15 protein-coding genes and 2 tRNA genes are annotated in these 18830 nt (G+C 56.9%); 7 read left to right on the plus strand and 10 right to left on the minus strand.

Features of this window, described 5'->3' with window-relative positions; genetic code table 11:
- Positions 1-239: 239 nt before the first annotated feature.
- From AL01_RS08285 to gyrA, 8 genes are all read right to left on the minus strand, one after another.
- Complete coding sequence (locus AL01_RS08285; protein ID WP_158075959.1) at positions 240-824, minus strand: cytochrome b; 585 nt, start codon at positions 822-824, stop codon at positions 240-242.
- A 113-nt stretch (positions 825-937) separates the two neighbouring features.
- Complete coding sequence (locus AL01_RS08290) at positions 938-1381, minus strand: pseudoazurin (protein WP_164468765.1); 444 nt, start codon at positions 1379-1381, stop codon at positions 938-940.
- A gap of 85 nt (positions 1382-1466) precedes the next feature.
- Positions 1467-3707 carry a catalase/peroxidase HPI gene (katG, locus tag AL01_RS08295; RefSeq protein ID WP_077397076.1) on the minus strand — a complete coding sequence of 747 codons (2241 nt, stop codon included), beginning with the start codon at positions 3705-3707 and terminating at the stop codon, positions 1467-1469.
- Positions 3708-4200: 493 nt separating this feature from the next.
- Positions 4201-4287 (minus strand) — tRNA-Leu (locus AL01_RS08300).
- Positions 4288-4304: 17 nt separating this feature from the next.
- Positions 4305-4380, minus strand: a tRNA-Lys gene (locus tag AL01_RS08305).
- Positions 4381-4521: 141 nt separating this feature from the next.
- Positions 4522-5001 (minus strand): peptidylprolyl isomerase, encoded by a 480-nt coding sequence (locus AL01_RS08310; RefSeq protein WP_077397139.1) that lies wholly within the window; start codon positions 4999-5001, stop codon positions 4522-4524.
- A gap of 116 nt (positions 5002-5117) precedes the next feature.
- Entirely contained in the window at positions 5118-5624 is a 507-nt protein-coding gene (gene coaD, locus AL01_RS08315) for a pantetheine-phosphate adenylyltransferase (protein ID WP_077397077.1), read from the minus strand.
- Entirely contained in the window at positions 5617-8397 is a 2781-nt protein-coding gene (gene gyrA / locus AL01_RS08320) for a DNA gyrase subunit A (protein WP_077397078.1), read from the minus strand. Before gyrA ends, coaD begins: the two co-directional genes overlap by 8 nt.
- 128 nt (positions 8398-8525) lie before the next feature.
- Between gyrA and AL01_RS08325 the strand changes: the two genes are divergently transcribed.
- From AL01_RS08325 to AL01_RS08335, 3 genes are read left to right on the plus strand one after another with little or no spacing between them, the layout of a single operon-like run.
- A complete protein-coding gene (locus tag AL01_RS08325) occupies positions 8526-9863 on the plus strand; it encodes an anthranilate synthase component I family protein (RefSeq protein ID WP_077397079.1) in 1338 nt (445 codons plus the stop codon).
- A 3-nt stretch (positions 9864-9866) separates the two neighbouring features.
- Positions 9867-10688 carry an aminotransferase class IV gene (locus AL01_RS08330; RefSeq protein WP_077397080.1) on the plus strand — a complete coding sequence of 274 codons (822 nt, stop codon included), beginning with the start codon at positions 9867-9869 and terminating at the stop codon, positions 10686-10688.
- Between the two features lie 53 nt (positions 10689-10741).
- Positions 10742-12883, plus strand: a complete 2142-nt coding sequence (locus AL01_RS08335; protein ID WP_077397140.1) for a S9 family peptidase — start codon at positions 10742-10744, stop codon at positions 12881-12883.
- Positions 12884-12955: 72 nt separating this feature from the next.
- On the opposite strand, the gene AL01_RS08340 is transcribed toward AL01_RS08335, so the two are convergent.
- The gene (locus tag AL01_RS08340) at positions 12956-13417 is read right to left on the minus strand and encodes a hypothetical protein (RefSeq protein ID WP_077397081.1); all 462 of its coding nucleotides are present in this window, start codon (positions 13415-13417) and stop codon (positions 12956-12958) included.
- A gap of 185 nt (positions 13418-13602) precedes the next feature.
- Here AL01_RS08340 and ykgO point away from each other — a divergent pair, with 185 nt between their 5' ends.
- Both ykgO and AL01_RS08350 read left to right on the plus strand, forming a co-directional pair.
- A complete protein-coding gene (gene ykgO / locus AL01_RS08345; RefSeq protein WP_043561915.1) occupies positions 13603-13728 on the plus strand; it encodes a type B 50S ribosomal protein L36 in 126 nt (41 codons plus the stop codon).
- A gap of 27 nt (positions 13729-13755) precedes the next feature.
- Positions 13756-14484: a tetratricopeptide repeat protein gene (locus AL01_RS08350; protein WP_077397082.1), complete on the plus strand. Its 729-nt coding sequence runs from the start codon at positions 13756-13758 to the stop codon at positions 14482-14484.
- 15 nt (positions 14485-14499) lie between these two features.
- On the opposite strand, the gene AL01_RS08355 is transcribed toward AL01_RS08350, so the two are convergent.
- Positions 14500-16749 carry a primosomal protein N' gene (locus AL01_RS08355; protein WP_077397083.1) on the minus strand — a complete coding sequence of 750 codons (2250 nt, stop codon included), beginning with the start codon at positions 16747-16749 and terminating at the stop codon, positions 14500-14502.
- Between the two features lie 34 nt (positions 16750-16783).
- Between AL01_RS08355 and AL01_RS08360 the strand changes: the two genes are divergently transcribed.
- Together AL01_RS08360 and AL01_RS08365 are read left to right on the plus strand one after the other, a co-directional pair.
- Entirely contained in the window at positions 16784-17788 is a 1005-nt protein-coding gene (locus tag AL01_RS08360) for a tyrosine recombinase XerC (protein WP_241502784.1), read from the plus strand.
- Between the two features lie 70 nt (positions 17789-17858).
- Positions 17859-18803, plus strand: coding sequence for a retroviral-like aspartic protease family protein (locus tag AL01_RS08365; protein WP_158075960.1), 945 nt, complete (start codon positions 17859-17861; stop codon positions 18801-18803).
- The last annotated feature ends 27 nt before the right edge of the window (positions 18804-18830 follow it).

Here is an 18830-nt window from a genome sequence, read left to right on the forward strand (position 1 = left end):
ATCCATCTACCCAGCCTCATAGCTGCCAGATGGTGCCCACTCCAGCACTACGGCAGCCAGTCTGGAAAGCAAGATTAGGATATGTTGTTTCCCTTATATCCTTCCTAGCTTCGTTGTTTGATACCACATCCCCCAAAACGGATAAAGAAATATGAAACCGCCCTCTGCCGCCATAAAAAAACACCCCCATCTCACGACAGGGGTGCGTATTAATCAGCCTACCAGAAATCTGAACAGCCTTACCGCCCAGCACCGTGCCGCGGCAAAATACGGTCCACAATCTGATCCTTCTTAATGAAACGATGATACAGAGCGGCCAGTACATGCAGGGCGATAAAGCCCCCAAAAACCCAAGCGAGCCAATTATGGATATCCGGCATGACTTCAGCCAAGGTTCCGCTATCCATCACACTTTGCGGCAGAGGGATCAGCGGCCATGACACCAAACCGAACAACACAATCGGCATAGCCATGGAGGAGACCATCAACCAGCCTGTTGCTGGCAGGAAAATCTGAAAGAGATAAAGAATCCCCTCCATCCCACCAATTGCCATGCGCTGAGCTGGCAACATATCCTTCGGCAACGCCGGGGCCTTATGCGTCAAACGCCATATGACACGCACCACGATCAGCAGCATGGTCACAATGCCGACAGACTTGTGGAGCTGATGCAGAGGCATCGGGTCGTTGACGGGGATGTGGTCCATGTACAAGCCAAGACCGATCATAAAGAGAACCAACAGGGCAATCACCCAATGCAGGAAGATAGTCACCGCATCGTAACGTGCTGGCTGGCCAGCCCCTATTTCCACTTGCTCTGACACGCATTGCCTCCATAGATCATGGAATAAAAAAATCGGCCCCTCTGCCTCCACGAAACGGAACAAAGGGGCCGACCCGACAATAAGCAGTCTCCGGCCTTCAGGCCAGACCTCTCTTACTTGCCCTTCTTGCTGTCCACATCCTGGAACAGCTCATCGAAACGCTGCTTAGCCTTCCCATAAAACGTAACTTTACGAGCTTGGGCTTCATTATTCGCATTATCGACCACAATCAGGCCAACCATACCCATGGAAACATGCGGCAGGCACTTGTACCCATACAGGCCCGATTTGGTAAACTGGACAGTCTTTTCCTGACTGAAAGGAACATTGATGGGCTCGGCCCCATCAGGTGTCATGCCCGGAATGGACTGGACATTGTGGCCCTTGTCCGTTGGCACGAAATGCACGCTGTCGCCAGAATGAATATAAACGACAGCCGGCTCGAAAGAGTAACGGTGTGTGCCATGGTTCAGCATCTGCACATCAACCGTGGCCGCCGTGGCGGACAGGGCTGTTGCCATAAACAGGGCGAAAGCACCACCAGCAAATTTCAACATACTATCCTCCACTTCTTAACAAACCGCCGGGGACGAACCCCGGCGGAATGCGTTCCGATTCTTCTTTTATTAGAAGAAACAGATCTTAGCGCTGCAGGTCAAAGCGGTCGAGGTTCATCACCTTCGTCCAAGCCTTCACGAAGTCGTTGTAGAACTTCGCCTTACCGTCGTTGGAGGCATAAACCTCAGCAACGGCACGCAGCTCAGGGTTAGCACCGAAGACCAGATCCACGTCTGTAGCTGTCCACTGCTTCTGGCCGGAGGCACGGTCAAAGCCCTCATAGAGGTCTTCCTGACCAGCAGCCTTCTCCCAGCGTGTGTCCATTGTCAGCACGTTGGTGAAGAAGTCCGTGCTCAGAACACCCGGGTTCTTCGTCAGCACACCATTAGCGGAGTGACCCGTGTTGATGTCCAGAGTACGCAGACCACCCAGCAGGACTGTCATCTCAGGGATGGTCAGACCCAGTGTATCAGCCTTGTCCACCAGAGCGTTCAGAGGCGGTGTGTTGTCCGCATCTGCACGATAGTAGTTACGGAAGGCATCAGCTGTCGGCTCCAGCAGGTTGAAGGAGTTGACGTCTGTCTGGTCCTGTGTGGCATCGCCACGGCCCGGAGCAAACGGCACCTGAATCTTCACACCAGCCTTCTTGGCAGCATCTTCGATACCGACGCTACCGCCGAGAACGATGATATCAGCCAGAGCAACCTTGCGGGCGCTGTGAGCGTTGAAGCTGTCACGAACCTTCTCGAGCTTCGGCAGGATTGTCTTCAGCTCTTCCGGATCGTTCACGGCCCAGCCGTTCTGCGGCATCAGAGCCAGACGGCCACCGTTAGCACCACCACGGTGGTCGGTCACACGATGGGAAGAAGCAGCAGCCCATGCCGTCTTGATCAGCTCACGATCGGACAGACCGGTTGCAGCGATCAGCTTACGCAGCTCACGAACGTCAGCCTGGTTGATCGGCTTAGCCGGCATGTTGATCGGATCCTGCCACACGAATGTTTCCTTCGGAACTTCGCTACCGAAGTAACGGCTCTTCGGACCCATGTCGCGGACAACCAGCTTGAACCATGCACGAGCGAAGGCATCAGCGAACTCGTTCGGATGCTCGGCCCAACGGGCAAGGATCTTGTGGTAGACCGGATCATTCTTCAGAGCGATGTCCGTGGTGAACATCATGATCGGACGCATCTTGGACGGATCATTCGGGTTGGCCGGATCCGGCGCAATCTTGTCATCCGTCTTGGTGTGCCACTGATGAGCACCGGTCGGGCTTGTGCCCAGCACCCAGTCATTGTTCAGCAGGTTGTCAATGTACTGTGTGGTGAAGTGGATCGGATCGGCAGACCAGGAGCCTTCCAGACCACTGGTGGAGGCATCGTCAGCTGTCTGCTTGCCCTTGATGCAGTGATCAACCCAGCCCAGACCCTGATGCTCGACACCGTTAGCAACCGGCGGGCCGCTCAGGCAGGAGTTCGGATGAGCACCGTGAGCCTTACCGAAGGTATGACCACCAGCGATCAGAGCCACAGTCTCTTCGTCATTCATAGCCATACGGCCGAATGCCAGACGGATCATCTGGGCAGACTTGGCAGGATCAGGATCGCCGTTCGGGCCTTCCGGGTTCACATAGATCAGACCCATGTGTGTAGCAGCCAGCGGGTGCTTCAGAGTACCATTCTGACCGACCTGGAAGGAGCTCTTGTTCGGGAAGAACGTGGTGCCCGGACCCCAGTAGATCAGCTCGGACTGCCAGTCATCCGGACGACCACCGACGAAGCCGAGCGTCTTGAAGCCCATCTGGTTCAGCGCAACGTCACCCGTCAGAACGATAAGGTCACCCCAGGAGAGCTTCTCACCGTACTTCTTCTTGACGGGCCACAGAAGACGCTTAGCCTTATCGAGGCTGGCGTTATCCGGCCAGTCATTCAGCTGAGCGAAACGCTGCTGAGCACCTTCTTCACCACCACGGCCGTCGATGGCACGGTACGTACCAGCATTGTGCCAAGCCATACGGATGAAGAACGGACCATAGTTGCCGTAGTCAGCCGGCCACCAAGGCTGAGAGGTCAGCATGACCTTCTCAATGTCCTTGCGGACTTCCTGCAGGTTCAGCTGCTCGAACTTCTTGTGATAGTTCGTGTAATAATCTGCACCGTACGGATCAGACTCTGCATCGTGAGCACGCAGCTTGGCCAGATTCATGCCCTTCGGCCAGTAATACTGGTTCGGGCTCGGAACATCGGCAGCCATAGCTGCAGAGGCGAAAGATGTCAGGGTCGTGCTGGCAATCAGCAGAGCTGCCCCGAAATTCTTCAATTTCATCCTGATCAGTTCCCTATTCATGGATAAGATCTCGACAGATTGCATAGCAACAACGAGCCAAGCACGATCTGATCAGAACCGTACCCCACGCCACTACTATACATCGCAGGATTTATATTATCGGTGGGGGATGAAACAAGTAAATCGTTATTTTTAATAACTCTTATAGGTCAACTTGTTTCGGAATAACCCTTCCTCATATAGGAAAGTTAACACATCTACAAGAGAAACTACTGATATAAAGCTCTCATATTAAATTTATTGTTCATTTTATGCCGGTTTTCTGCCATTTCATGGTTGCACTTTTCATACAAAAAATAACCCGCACAACCCCGCCACCTGGCGTTATACGCCCTCTTCCAGCCCGTTACCCCTATAAAATAGAAGGGCCATTTTTATCAGCTGTTAAATATTCATTCAGCAACAAAGACAGTAAGTACCGGCCTAACCGAACTGTTTTGATGTAAATCATTTTTTTCTTCGGGAAAAATATTGGTGCCCAGAAGAAGACTCGAACTTCCACGTCCTTGCGGACACAGGCACCTGAAGCCTGCGCGTCTACCAATTCCGCCATCTGGGCACACACTCTTGCGAGTATGGTGAACCGGCTGGGACTCGAACCCAGGACCATTCGATTAAAAGTCGAATGCTCTACCAACTGAGCTACCGGTTCACTTGAGGAGGCTATCTACCTGCTCACCGGGGGAGCGTCAACCCCGATAGGGTCAGAAAACGTCCCCCTTACGATTTTCTTTATCCGCACGGACGATAATACCCCATGCGGATAAGAATCATCGGCTTTCAAGCGATTATATCAGTTCTCGATATAAGCCTTGATGATGTGATCCGGGTTCTGAACCATACCGGAAGAACCAGAGCCACGCTTAATCTTATCTACATGCTCCATGCCTTCAATCACCTGACCAGCAATGGTGTACTGACCATCTAGGGACGGCACACGGTCAAACATGATAAAGAACTGGCTGTTGGCGGAGTTCGGGTCCATCGTACGGGCCATGCCCAGCGTACCACGGTCGAAAGTGGCCGTCTGGCTGAACTCGGCCGGCAGATCCGGGTAGCTGCTGCCGCCCGTGCCTGTCCCTGTTGGGTCACCACCCTGAGCCATGAAGCCTTCGATCACACGGTGAAATTTCACACCGTTATAGAAACCATCATTAGCCAGCGTTTCCAGACGCTCCACAGCCTTGGGGGCCAGATCGGGACGCAGAGCGATGACCACTTTGCCATCTTTCAGCTCCAGAACCAGCTTCTTGCCTGTTGTCGTATCTGTCATTGTCGTGCTCTCCCTGAGCTGATCATTACCATCCTGATCACCGGCCTGTGCCTGTGTCAGGGTTCCACCGGTCATGGCAGAGACTGCTACAAGACCAGCAATAAAATGCCGCCGTCTCATCTCTGTTCTCCTGTCAATTTTGCCCGTACGAGACGGGCCGTCATGGGGCTGACAAATGGAGAAATATCCCCCCCAAGACGGGCGATTTCCTTCACGATCCGGCTCGCCGTCGTACGGTGGCTCTCAGATGCCAGAAGGAAAACTGTTTCAATCTCCGGGGCTAAACGCCGCAGCGCACCGGAAAGCTGGGTCTCGAAGTCAAAATCCCCGGCAGAGCGCAACCCTCGGATCACCGTTCCCGCCCCGGCCTGCCTTACGGCATCCACCAGCAGCGTATCAAACCCGATGACAGAGATACGATCGTTATGCGGCAGAGTGGCAACTTCCCGCTCTATCAGCTCCCGCCGTTCCTCAAAGCCAAGTAAAGGACCTTTGGCATCATTCACAGCGACCCCAACCACGACATGATCGAACAGGGCCGCCGCCCGGTCTATCACGTCCAGATGACCGAAAGTGATCGGGTCAAACGTACCGGGATAGAAACCGATGCGCCGGTCAGTCATCCGCCTTATCACCATCTGCTGAAGAAGCAGGCGCCGTCTCGCCGCCCTCCGTGCTAGCAGCGTCTTCGGCCTCCGCACCGTCTTCCGTTTCCGTGTCATCTTCCATCACGGGGAACACGCTGATGATGCGCTCATCACCATCCACACGGAAGAGCGTCACCCCTCCCGCCTGACGGGACATGACACGCACCTGCTCGACCGGCAGACGGATGAGACGGCCCGTATCGGTCACCATCATCACATCCGTGCCATCCAGCGTCACGAGCGTGCCCACAACCTCACGCCCACGGCGAGCGTTGGAGAAGGTCATGTTGTTGATGCCCTGCCCACCACGACCGGAAACACGGTAATCATATGCCGAAGAACGCCGCCCGAAGCCTGTATCGGTCACAGTAAGCAGAATCTGCTCCTGTGCCTCCAGCTCAGCATAACGGTCTTCACTCAGCGGGCTATCGGCCAGAATCTCTTCCAACCCTTCATCATCGGAAGCCAACTCGCTGTTGTCCTCGATCTCTTCCTCCAGCCCTTCATCCCCGGACTGAGCGGCAAGGACACGGCGATGAGCATTAGCAGCCCGGAGATAGGCCGCCCGCTCCTCCACGCTGGCTTCAACGTGATTCAGAACGGCAAGGGACACAACACGGTCGCCATCAGCAAGACGGATGCCACGCACGCCAGTGCTGCCACGACCTGCGAAGACACGCAGCACATCATCCGTAATCTGGAAGCGAATGGCTCGAGCATTACGGGTGGCAAGGAACACATCCTGCCCCTCACGGCACGTTGCCACGCCGATCAGAAGATCATTCTCATCCAGCTTCATAGCAATCAGGCCAGAAGAACGGATATTGCGGAAATCGCTGAGACGGTTACGCCGCACGTTCCCGCTTGCCGTAGCGAAGACGAGGTGCAGGTCTTCCCACAACTCTTCATCCTGCGGGAGAGGCAGAACGGCAGTAATAGTGTCTTCACCCAGTTCTGGCAGCAGATTGACCAGTGCCCGCCCCTTGGCTGTCGGGGCAGCTTCTGGCAGGTGCCAGACCTTCATCCGATAAGCTTTTCCGCCAGAGGAGAAGAACAGCACCCACTGATGCGTATGGGCATTAAAGCTGCGAATAACGATATCATCACCACGCCGCCCCGCTGCCGTGCGACCACGGCCACCACGATTCTGCGAGCGGAATAGCTCCAACGGTGTGCGCTTGATGAAGCCATCCCGCGTGATGGTCACTACCATCTGGCCCGGCTCGATCAAGCTCTCATCAGACTGATCGCCCAGCGCATCGGAGATTTCCGTGCAGCGTGGGTCAGCTAGGGCAGCACGAGCGGCCTGAAGCTCGTCCCGCATGACCTCCATACGGCGCACATGGCTACCGATGATCTCCAGAAGCTCCGTGATGCGCGCACTGACTTCTGCCAATTCCCCCTGAATCTTCTCACGCTCCAGACCAGTCAGACGCTGGAGGCGCAGTTCCAAAATTCCACGGGCCTGCGCTTCAGTCAGGTGGACACGGCCATCGACAATCACATTGCCTTCATCGTGGATCAGCTCCAGCAGCGGCTCCACATCGGCGGCAGGCCATGTGCGTGTCATGAGCTGCTCACGGGCTGTAGCGGCATCCGGGGCGGAACGGATAAGAGCGATGACCTCGTCAATATTGGCAACAGCCAGTACCAGACCAACCAGCAGATGCCCCCGGTCCCGGGCCTTATTCAGGTCGAACCGAGCACGGCGGAGAATCACATCCTCACGGAAACGGATAAAGGCATCCAGCACATCCCGCAGCCCCATCGTGCGAGGTCGGCCTTCATCCAACGCCAGCATATTGACGCTGAAGCTCGTCTGTAGCTGGGTGAAACGGTAAAGCTGATTCAGTACCACTTCCGGCGTGGCGTCACGCTTCAGCTCGATCACCACCCGCATACCGGAACGGTCGCTTTCGTCCCGAATATCGGAAATGCCCTCAATGTCCTTAGAACGGACGAGATCAGCAATCTTCTCCTGTAGGGTGGCTTTGTTAACCTGATAAGGAATCTCCGTCACCACGATGGCGAAACGGTCCTTGCGGATCTCCTCAATCTCGGCACGAGCACGAACAGGGATAGAGCCACGGCCCGTCTCATAAGCCTGCCGGATACCCCGGCGGCCCATGATGATGCCCCCGGTCGGGAAGTCCGGCCCCGGAACAATCTGCATCAGCTCTTCCAGCGTCATATCCGGATTGGCAATCAAAGCCAGAACGGCATCAATCACCTCACCCGGATTATGCGGGGGGATATTGGTGGCCATACCCACCGCAATACCGGATGCCCCATTAACCAGAAGATTAGGGAAAGCAGCCGGAAGAACCTGCGGCTCCTGCTCGCTTTCATCGTAGTTGGGCTGGAAAGCAACCGTATCCCGGTCGATGTCATCCAACAGGAAAGAGGAGGACTTCGCCAGTCGGGCCTCGGTATAACGCATGGCCGCCGGACTATCGCCATCGACAGACCCGAAGTTACCCTGCCCATCCACCAGCCGTACACGCATGGACCAAGACTGCGCCATGCGGACCATAGCGTCATAAATGGAGCTATCACCATGCGGGTGATATTTACCCATTACGTCACCGACTGCGCGGGCCGATTTACGGTAAGGCTTGTCTGCCGTGAAGCCACTCTCCCGCATGGCGTACAAAATACGCCGATGCACAGGCTTAAGGCCATCACGCACATCTGGCAGCGCACGGGAAACAATCACCGACATCGCATAGGCCAGATAGGAGGAACGCATTTCCTCCTCAATCGTCACCGGGAGGCGGTCGGAAGGCAAAATATCGTGCGGCTCGCTCAAGACAGGTCCACCCGTTTTCTGTAATGGTTAGTCATTAAGCATAACCCATTCTGCATCAGGTGCCTAGTTTGTTCCTGTCCGCCCCCTCTTCCGTCCCCCGCATCACCGAACTACCGTGGCAGCCACCAGAACGGCTTTTTCCTCTCTGCCGGGATGAAGACAGCTCCGTCTTTCTCGATAGTGGCGGGCCAGCAGAGCAGGAGCGGCACCGCTGGAGCTTCCTGTGCCCCCGGCCAGCTGGGCATGTCATACTTCCACTAGCAGAGATGCACCTTTTCCCCCGGCATCTTCGGGAATTTCTGGCCGCTCATGCGCCAAAAGGCGCACTCTCCTCCCCTAACCTTCCCTTCACCGGTGGGGTGATCGGCCTGCTCAGTTATGAAGCTGGCATGGCCTGTGAAGGGCTAACCTCCCGCCATGAAACAGACTGCCCCGCCTTCACAGCTCTAGCCTGCCGGGACCTATTCATTATTGATAGGCTGGAACAAAAGCTCTGGTGGGCTAGCATAGACGGCCTCCCCCCGCCGGAACTACCTGCCGCTCTTCCTCCAGCCCACGGCTACCCCACCATCACAGCCATGCCGGAGCAGAGTGCCAGTGCATGGCAAGCCGCCGTCCGCACTGTGCAAGATTATATTGCGGCAGGAGATATTTTTCAGGCCAACCTGACCATGCGCTGGGTTGCCTCCCGCCCAGCAGGGCTGAATCTACCCCGCCTATATAAACAACTCCGCACAGCCTGCCCGGCACCTTTCGGAGCATGGTTCCATACGCCAGACTTCACACTGCTCAGTGCCTCGGTCGAGCGGTTCCTCTCGCTGGACCATCAGGGTCGGATCGAAACACGGCCCATCAAGGGTACCTGTCCCATCAGCACCGACCTACAGCAGAATGACGCCCTAAAAGACGCTCTGCGCCGTGATGAGAAAGAACTCGCCGAGAATCTTATGATCACCGACCTGATGCGCCATGACATCGGGCGAGTCTGCCAGCTAGGCAGCGTGGACGTTCCCCAGCTTTTTGCCGTGGAACGCTTTGCCCACGTTCATCATCTCGTCTCCAGCATCACGGGGCAACTACAGGCCGGATATGACGCAGCCGACCTGCTAGCGGCTACGATCCCTCCCGGGTCTGTCACAGGGGCTCCAAAATATCGGGCCCTAGAAATCATTGATGAGGTCGAGACCTCCGCCAGAGGGGCTTATTGTGGCACGCTCTTCCGGCTGGGGTGGGATGGAGCATTAGATAGTGCCGTCATCATCCGCAGCATCAGTGCGACAGCGGATCATCTAAAAGTAGGTGCAGGCGGGGGCATTACCTACCCCTCCCACCCAGAACGGGAATATGAAGAAATGTGCCTCAAGGCGGCCCCGTTGCTGAATGTGTTGCACACTCACGGACGCTAACCCATGCCCGCATCCCCCTGCCCCTATCTCTGGCTAAACAGTGATCTTTTCCCCGCGGACAACCCGGTCATCACAACGCAGGACCGAGGCCTGCTGCTAGGTGATGGGCTTTTTGAAACCATGCAACTCCGCAATGGGCAGATTCCCTTTTTGGCAGCCCACCTCACCCGACTAGAAGAGGGCTGCCGCATCCTGCACCTCCCGCCCCCTAAACGGGACATCATCCAAACCGCCCTAGGCCGTTTAATCGCCGCCAATGGCCTAACAGATGGCTCCGCCCGCCTAACCCTTACACGGGGGTCCGGCCCTCGGGGGCTGGCACCGCCCGCCACACCTCATACTACGCTGCTCATCACCACAGCCCCACCGCCCAACCATGCCCCGCATCCTGTTCGGCTACATATCAGCACGCAGCGGAGAGACCGACAGGCCGTGCTGAACCGGGTAAAGTCCATCAGTGCCCTGCCCGCCATCCTCGCCCGCATGGAAGCTCAAGAACTAGGAGCCGATGACGCCCTCTGGCTTACCCACGAGGGCGAGATTGCCGAAGCGACCGCCGCCAGTTTTCTAGCCCTCATGGACGGACAGCTCATCACGCCGCCCCTCTCTGCTGGGATTCTGCCCGGTATCTCCCGTGCCCGCTTACTCTCTGCCACCCTCTGCACAGAACGCCCCCTGATGGAAGCCGACATTCCCCAATTTCAGGGTGCATGGCTCGTCACGGCCCTTAGCCTGACACCTGTAACCGCCATAGGAACGCATGACCTACCACCCCAACCAGAGCAAACCGCCCGGTTAGGCCATTTTCTCCATGGCACCCCATGACGTATCCCTCTCAGCCATTGAATCCCTCCCGCTCAACCGCCACATCTCTTTCCATGACTGCTGATAAACACACCACACCCTCCCTGCCTAAGGCTCCCGTAGCCCGACGCAACCCCATCGTGCTGGAACAGCTTGGCCGTACCCGCACAGATTCCTACGCATGGATGAAAGATGAAAACTGGCAAAAGGTCCTGCGGGACCCAGCCGTCCTGCGGGAAGACATCCGCTCCCATCTAAAGCAAGAAAATGCCTATACGGATGCCGTGCTAGCCGAGACGGTGCCGCTGCAGGAAGACCTTTTCAAAGAGATGGTTGGCCGCATCCCGCCTGCAGAAGAATCCGTGCCCCTGCCGAGTGGCCCATGGCTCTACAGCCTGCGTTTTGAAAAAGACGCCCAATATCCGCTCCATGTCCGCCGGCCCCGCAAAACCGGCACTAATGAAGCTGATGGACCGGAAGAAATTCTGCTGGATGTAAACAAGCTAGCCGCTCAACACAGCTTCTATAGTCTCGCACAAGCGGCTCACACGGAAGACCACCGCTACTACGTCTATGCCGAAGACGTGCAAGGCTCGGAAGTGTACCGGATTCAGGTCAAAGACCTCTCCACTGGCACGCTCTGCGCCCCCGCCGTGGAAAGCAGCACAGGCAGCTTCACCCTCTCACCGGATAGCCAGTATCTGTTCTGGATCTACCGAGACGATAATGGCCGCCCCTCCCGCATCTATCGCCGCCCACTTCTGGGTGGGGAAGACACACTCATTTTTGACGAGACAAACCCCGGCTTCTTCCTCAGCATTGGCGTTAGTGCCTCCCGGAAGTGGATTGCCATTGAGCGAGGCGACCACGACACGAACGAGACCCTGCTCATCCCGGCTTCCAATCCGACAGCTCCGCCAAAAGTCGCCGCACCACTGGTGCGAGGGGAACGCTATAGCCTGACCCACTGGAACGACCGCTTCATCATCCTCACCAATGCGGGGGGTGCTGTGGACTTCAAGCTGATGACAGCCCCAGAAGCCACACCCGACCGTGCCCACTGGCAGGAGTTTCTCCCTTATGAGGATGGGCACTTCCTGCTTGGCGTCAGCACTGGAAAAGACCATCTGGCATGGATGGAACGGCGCAACGGCAATACGGAAATCTTCACCCTTAGCCGCAAAGATGCCGACAAGGGCGACATCCGCCATCACGCTCGCCATATCAGCATGGATGAGCCCGCCTATACGCTCAGCCTACTGGGTGTTCTGGAATATGAACAACCTGTTCTGCGTTATATCTACCAGTCCCCCACCACACCGGCCCACTGGTACGATTACGATATGCAGACCGGTGAGAAGATGCTTCGCAAAATCCGCGAGGTTCCTTCAGGGCATGATCCTGCCGCTTATGAGACACGCCGCCTCTTTGCGCAGGCCGATGATGGTGCCTTGGTACCTATCACCGTCCTCATGAAAAAAGGCACGAAGCTGGACGGAAGCAACCCCATGTTGCTCTACGGCTACGGCTCTTACGGCATCTCCATGGAAGCCAACTTCTCCACCACGGCCCTCAGCCTCGTGGATCGCGGCGTGATTTACGCTACGGCCCATGTACGGGGTGGCAGTGAAAAAGGCTGGAACTGGTTTCTTGAGGGGCGGGCCACCAAAAAAACCAATAGCTTTACCGACTTCATCAGCTGTGCCCGGCATTTGATTACCGAAGGCTACACCGCCCCCCGCCGCATCGTGGCGCATGGAGGCTCTGCTGGTGGGTTGCTGATGGGTGCCATCGCCAACATGGCCCCGGAGCTATTTGCCGGTATCGCTGCGCAAGTGCCGTTCGTGGATATGCTCAACACCATGTCGGACACGTCCCTGCCACTCACACCACCGGAATGGCCGGAATGGGGGAACCCGCTGACGGACCCGGAGGCTTATGACCTCATCGCCAGCTATTCTCCCTATGACAACATCCGTCCGGTTGCTTATCCGGCGATTCTGGCCATGGGGGGACTATCCGACCCACGGGTAACTTACTGGGAACCTGCCAAATGGATTGCCCGCCTGCGTGAAGAAGCTCGAGGCGGCCCCTTCCTCTGTCAGATCAATATGGAGGCAGGGCATGGCGGGTCTTCAGGACGCTTTGCCCGCCTGAAGGAAGTTGCCCTCGTGCAGGCTTTTGCCCTCTGGAGCCTTAAACGCGCTGAAGGCTAAGACTCCATTATAAAAAAAAGCCCCCTGCTCACCTCATGGAGCAGGGGGCTTTTTCATAACCGCCTCATCAATTCACTGAAGATCGTCACTCTGCTCATCCGAATCGAGTTCGGAAAGCTGGGAACATATTTTGCTTACCCGTGCATTCTGCTCAGCAGCCCCTCCCTCACAGGCCGTACGAGCATCTTTGCCGCAGCTAGAAATGACGCTCTCCATGTCCGATTCCAGCACATCCCGTACCAGACCAATATCAACACTGCGCTGGGCTGTTTCTTCTACATCAAGCTGCTTCTGCACCTTGTGCATCTCATCCAGATTCTTCAGGCAGGACTGGCCGGCTGAGTTTGGACTAACCCGCAGAACAGCGAGGATATTGTTCACGACAACACCTTTGGCGTTCACTGATGGATCATCATCATCCGTCCGGGCAGAACCACCCGCCCATGCCGGGCTGGCAAGACAAACAGCCCCCAACACCAGGACAGACACAAGGTGACGAAAGGACGAAAGAGAAAAGGATGGACACTGGCTCATGCCCGCTACCATAATCCGAAATCGATCAGGAAGAAAATGGGGTTTTAGGCCACATAACCTTGACTCGCCCCCTTCTGACAGGGTATGCGGACCCCAAGTTTCGCGGGCGTTTTAGCCCTGCACTGTAAGAGCCGCCAACCGCAAGGCTGGCTGGCCTGTCTTTTCTGTCGGGGAGCCTGAACATCATGAAGATCCGTAACAGCCTGAAATCCGCCAAGGTTCGTGACAAAAACTGCCGTGTCGTGCGTCGTCGTGGCCGCGTGTACGTCATCAACAAGCAGAACCCGCGCATGAAGGCCCGTCAGGGCTGAGCTGACAGACTGATGGGATGGTGCGGCATGTCCATGGCTCCGCTGCACCGCTCTGTCTGTAACGCTCTGCAGCGTACAGCCTCTTTCGAGAGGCTGAAGCCTCCTGCCCTATGGCTGGGGGCTTTTTTTATGGTTCTCATCAGCATAGCCCCTAGGGTCACGGCTGCCTCTCCAGCGCATGAGCAGGCAAAAAACCATGTGACGCCCCACGCTACGTCTACTCCCCCGCATGATAAGCCTGCTGCAACGCCCCCTAAGCCGCACAGTCTGAGCTTACAAGAAAAGCTTGAGCAGACTGAACAGGCCATCGCCAGCGAGCAAGATGACCAGAAAGCGCAAAGCCTGATGAAAAAGGCTGATACTCTGCGACTCTATAGCGTGAAGAACAGCGGCCGCATCCTGCTCAATGAAGCACAGGACAACCTAAAACAGGGCCATATAACTGAAGCTGAGAAGACCCTCTCTGCTGCCCTGACACTTCAGCCAGATAATGCATTTCTCCGCCGTCAACGGGCCGCCATACGTTTTCTCGGTAACGACCTGACAGGAGCCGTGCAGGACCTACAGGTTGCTCTCGTCCATGATCCCGGCGATGCCCAAAGCTGGGATATACTGGCCCACACGCAAGAGCATCTCCACCACCCCCATCAGGCTCTCCACGCCTATACCGAGGCCCTAACACACGCCCCTCTGCTCCCTAACGGGCAAAAACGCTACAGACAGCTAGAACAACAGGCCAACGGCACCCCGGACTGATCGATCCATCCTCATTTACATGAAGGATACCGGGTCCACATCCACATCAATGCGAGCATCATTCTTACGGGGTGCGCCATCCAGCCAACGCCGTAGCAGAGGCTGCAAGGCAATGTCGCGCCGAGTTCGCAGTAAGAGGCGGAAACGGTAGCGATCCCGCAGCAGGGCTAACGGAGCGGGAGCTGGCCCCAGAACCTGAATCCCCTCCCCCCGTGGGGCGTGCATGGCCAGCAAACGGGCCAATTCCTCGGCCTGCCGCTCCTTCGGGGCACTGACAATCACCGCCGCCAGCCGCCCATAAGGTGGCCAGAAACCGGGGCGTCTCTGGGCGGCTTCCTGTTCCATGAAGCTAATGAAGTCGTTAGCCAAAAGGGCCTTCATCACCGGATGATCGCCCGCATAGCTCTGCAACATAACCTGCCCCGGCTTGGTGCCACGCCCTGCACGCCCCGCCACCTGATGCAGCAGCTGCATGGTCCGTTCCGCCGCCCGCAGATCACCCCCTCCTAGCCCAAGGTCAGCATCCACAACACCAACGAGGGTCAAATCTGGGAAATGCCATCCCTTGGCCACAACCTGCGTACCAATGATCAGGTCCACCTCCTTATTGGAGATTTTCCGCACCGCTTCTTCCATCGCCGTGGGAGAGGTTAGCGTATCAGATGCCATACTCAGCAACCGGGCATCCGGGAAGCGGGCCTGCGCCTCCTCATGGATCCGCTCCACCCCCGGCCCAATCGGCACCAAACTGTCCTGCGCCCCACAGGCCGAACAAGAGCTGATAAGCGGCTGGGTATATTCGCAATGATGACAGGCCAGAATCCGCCGCCGCCTGTGTTCCACCATCCATGCTGAGCAATGGGGACATTGCAAACGATGCCCACACGCCCGGCATATCGTCATCGGCGCATAACCACGCCGGTTGAGGAACAGCATACTCTGCTCCCCGGCCTTCATACGCTCTTCGATACTTTCACACAGCAAAGGCGACAGAAACTGCCCCCGCTCCGGGCCATTCTCCTTCATGTCAATCAGGCTGATCTCCGGCATCTGCGCCGCCCCATGCCGGGCCTCCAACACTTCGTGACGAAAGCGGCCTTTCTGCACATTCACCAATGTTTCCATGGAGGGCGTAGCAGAAGCGAGAATTACCGCCCCTTGCACCAAACGGGCCCGCACAATGGCCATATCCCGCCCGTGATAGAGAACACCCTCCTCTTGCTTATAGGTGTTCTCATGCTCCTCATCGACCACCACAAGCCCAAGGTGAGCAAAGGGAAGGAACAGGGCAGAGCGTGCCCCTACAACAACCTGCTGCCGCCCTTCTGCAATGGCGCACCATGTTTCACGCCGTGTCTTCTGCCCTAGCTCGGAATGCCAGATAGCGGGCCGGATACCAAAACGCCGCTCAAACCGGTCTGTCCACTGGGCTGTCAAAACAATCTCCGGCAAAAGTACCAACACCTGCCGCCCTTGCCTCAGACACGCCGCCACAGCCTCGAAATAAACTTCCGTTTTGCCAGACCCAGTCACCCCCTCCAGCAGCGTGACATTAAAGGCCCGTTCCTCCACCCCAGCCACCAGAGCCTCGGCAGCTTCGGCCTGCTCATCGGACAAAGTCGGGGGGGCATGGTCTGGGTCAGCCCGCTCGGTAAGGGTAGGTGCCTCCATGAGACATTCTTCCAGAACCCCCGCATTAGCCAGACCACGAATCACCGCTGCACTGGCCCCACTCTCCTCGCTCAACATGGCCGTACTGCTAGGGCTTCGACTCTCCAAAGCCGCCAGTACTGCCTTGCGGGCTGGTGTCAAACGCAGTGACTCTGGCAAGGGACCAGCTTTTCGTACCCACCCCATAGCGGGCTTCATGTTGCCTGCTTGTGCTGGAGCACGCAGGGCAATTGCCAAAACCATGCCCGGCGCACTCAGCCCATAAGCCGCCACCCAGTCGATGAACCGACGCAAATCTTCCGGCAGGGGCGGTACATGCTCTAGCACTCCCGTAATGAAACGCAGCTTCTCAAAGGCAATCACTCGTCCTTTAGAAGGAGGCCTAAAATCCGCAGGAAGGTGGGAAGGCTGGCTATCCCAGACACAGCCCGTCAGCTCCTGCCGCCCCAGCGGCACACGCACCAACGTACCCGGTGCTAAAGGCCTATCCGACCGGTAATCCAGCGGACCATCAAAAGGGCGGGGCACTAGAACGGAAAGACGATGACCGGCTCCCATTCTCCTGCTATGGGGAGGAAGGCTGTTTTCTGCCATGTCTTCATCCTAACCTCTCCGGCAGGGAAATACCATGAGCCTTCCATCAGGAAGCCCCTCCTCCCACTCTATGACCGTTCATACAGCCCATGATGCCCTTATGGCCTGGCAAGATTGGCTGACCTACGAGAAACGGGCCAGCAAAGCGACACGGGCAGCCTATCTGCATGATGTCTCACTCGCTCTTGGGTTCTTTAGTCGTCATTTTGGGGGGGACCTACCACTGAAATCACTCGGCAGCCTGACCCTGTCTGATTTCCGCTCATGGTTGGCCTATGAGACAAACCGGGCTGAACAGGAGGCCCGCCTCCACCCGGGGAGCCGCCATACAACTGATGGTCACGCCCGTAGCCGTGCCCGCCGCATCTCCGCCTTACGAGCCTTTTACCGCTATCTGGAAAAAGAACACCACATCACCAATCCGGCTCTTACCCTCCTCCGCAGCCCCCGCCTGAAAACCCGGCTCCCCCGCCCTCTAACACCAGAAACTGCCCAGATGGCACCGGATGGCATTGCCGACCAGACGATCAATAACGGCTTTGCCTTGCGGGATGCCGCCCTCTTCACCCTGCTTTACGGAGCTGGCCTTCGCATCAGTGAAGGGCTGTCTCTCAATGTCGGGGACATTGAGCGCATCAGCGATGATATTCTGTTCGTCACTGGAAAGGGTGGGAAGGAACGAGCCGTGCCTGTTCTGCCACAAGTTCGGCAAGCTCTGGAGAGCTGGCTGGCTGTCCATCCATCACCTCATGCCAGTGCACCACTTTTCTGCGGTGTACGGGGGGGACGTCTCAACCCGGCAGTAGCCCAGCGGGCAATGAGGCAATGGCGCATGTCCGAAGGGCTACCCGACTCCGCTACACCCCATGCGCTGCGCCATGCCTTTGCGTCCCACCTGTTACAAAATGGGGCAGACCTTCGTACAATTCAGGAACTTCTGGGCCATGCCAGCCTGTCCAGCACGCAGATATATACGCTGGCAGACGAACAACACCTCATGGAAGTCTGGCAAAAGGCGCACCCCCGTGCCGACCGCTGACAGCTCCTTTCCGATCAAACCTCATACATCTTCAGTCCCCGCCAGCTCTGGGCAACCCCATCATCATACTATGACAATTTCTTTCCCCCGCTTTCTCCCTCTTCTCGCTAGCCTCGTACTGGCAGCAAGCAGTCTTGCCATATCCACGGCCAAAGCCTCCGGACCAGAAACAACCTGCCGTCAGACGCACATCACCACGCTATCCCTCAAGGAAACAGGCTATTACCTGACCACCGTGGCACAGATTCATGGCCGGTCCCTTTCCATGATTGTTGATACTGGTTCGGAAGGCAGCCTGCTGACACCTGATGCTATCGGCCGACTCCACCTCACGCCTAATGAGGAAGATGCCACCATCATCTCCGGGCCAGACGGGCGGGGGCATGTCGTACCGACCATTCAGCTAGCGGCCATCACGCTTGGCCAGCTCACCTACCGTCATCCTATCCTGCCACTGGGTGCCCTACCGGGGTTCCCCGCCATACAACCGCCCGTGCTGGGGCTGATCGGTATGGACCTACTCGGTCATTATGATCTGGACCTCGACCTGCCCCATCATAAACTTAGCCTGTGGGACATCCACAGCTCTTCCATACTCTGCCGTCAGCCGCCCTTCTGGTCCACACCGGGGCAGCGTCTCACCTCCCAGCGAATCCGTAATCGCTTCTTCATCCCCTTCACGCTGGATGGCCAGAAAGGACTTGCGCTAATCGACAGTGGTGCTCGGTCCCACATCATAAGCCGGGATTTTGTTCATAAGCTCGGCATTACTAAGGAAGAACTGGACCGAGACCCCGGCGGAACCAGCGCAGGCATTGGCGACAGGGAACACCGCTACCACTGGCACCGTTTTAACCGCCTCACCCTTGGTGGTCAGACCCAGCTTCACCCGGTGCTGACTGTAACCTCCCTGCATGAACAAGCCGATATGCTGCTGGGGGCTGATTGGCTGATCCACCACCAACTCTGGCTTTCGGCAGGACCGGAAGGAGCTGTTTTCATACAAAAACCCTAAAAAATGATCTTCATGAAGAAAAACGTA

It is taken from the genome of Bombella intestini (assembly GCF_002003665.1).
Classification (GTDB): domain Bacteria; phylum Pseudomonadota; class Alphaproteobacteria; order Acetobacterales; family Acetobacteraceae; genus Bombella; species Bombella intestini.

Coding starts and splice junctions, on each gene's coding strand:
- AL01_RS08290 (WP_164468765.1), bottom strand. CDS start 1,381: ATGTTGAAATTTGCTGGTGGTGCTTTCGCCCTGTTTATGGCAACAGCC.
- katG (WP_077397076.1), bottom strand. CDS start 3,707: ATGAAATTGAAGAATTTCGGGGCAGCTCTGCTGATTGCCAGCACGACC.
- AL01_RS08310 (WP_077397139.1), bottom strand. CDS start 5,001: ATGACAGATACGACAACAGGCAAGAAGCTGGTTCTGGAGCTGAAAGAT.
- coaD (WP_077397077.1), bottom strand. CDS start 5,624: ATGACTGACCGGCGCATCGGTTTCTATCCCGGTACGTTTGACCCGATC.
- gyrA (WP_077397078.1), bottom strand. CDS start 8,397: ATGCGTTCCTCCTATCTGGCCTATGCGATGTCGGTGATTGTTTCCCGT.
- AL01_RS08330 (WP_077397080.1), top strand. CDS start 9,867: ATGCCCGCATCCCCCTGCCCCTATCTCTGGCTAAACAGTGATCTTTTC.
- AL01_RS08335 (WP_077397140.1), top strand. CDS start 10,742: ATGACTGCTGATAAACACACCACACCCTCCCTGCCTAAGGCTCCCGTA.
- AL01_RS08340 (WP_077397081.1), bottom strand. CDS start 13,417: ATGAGCCAGTGTCCATCCTTTTCTCTTTCGTCCTTTCGTCACCTTGTG.
- ykgO (WP_043561915.1), top strand. CDS start 13,603: ATGAAGATCCGTAACAGCCTGAAATCCGCCAAGGTTCGTGACAAAAAC.
- AL01_RS08350 (WP_077397082.1), top strand. CDS start 13,756: ATGTCCATGGCTCCGCTGCACCGCTCTGTCTGTAACGCTCTGCAGCGT.
- AL01_RS08355 (WP_077397083.1), bottom strand. CDS start 16,749: ATGGCAGAAAACAGCCTTCCTCCCCATAGCAGGAGAATGGGAGCCGGT.
- AL01_RS08360 (WP_241502784.1), top strand. CDS start 16,784: ATGAGCCTTCCATCAGGAAGCCCCTCCTCCCACTCTATGACCGTTCAT.
- AL01_RS08365 (WP_158075960.1), top strand. CDS start 17,859: ATGACAATTTCTTTCCCCCGCTTTCTCCCTCTTCTCGCTAGCCTCGTA.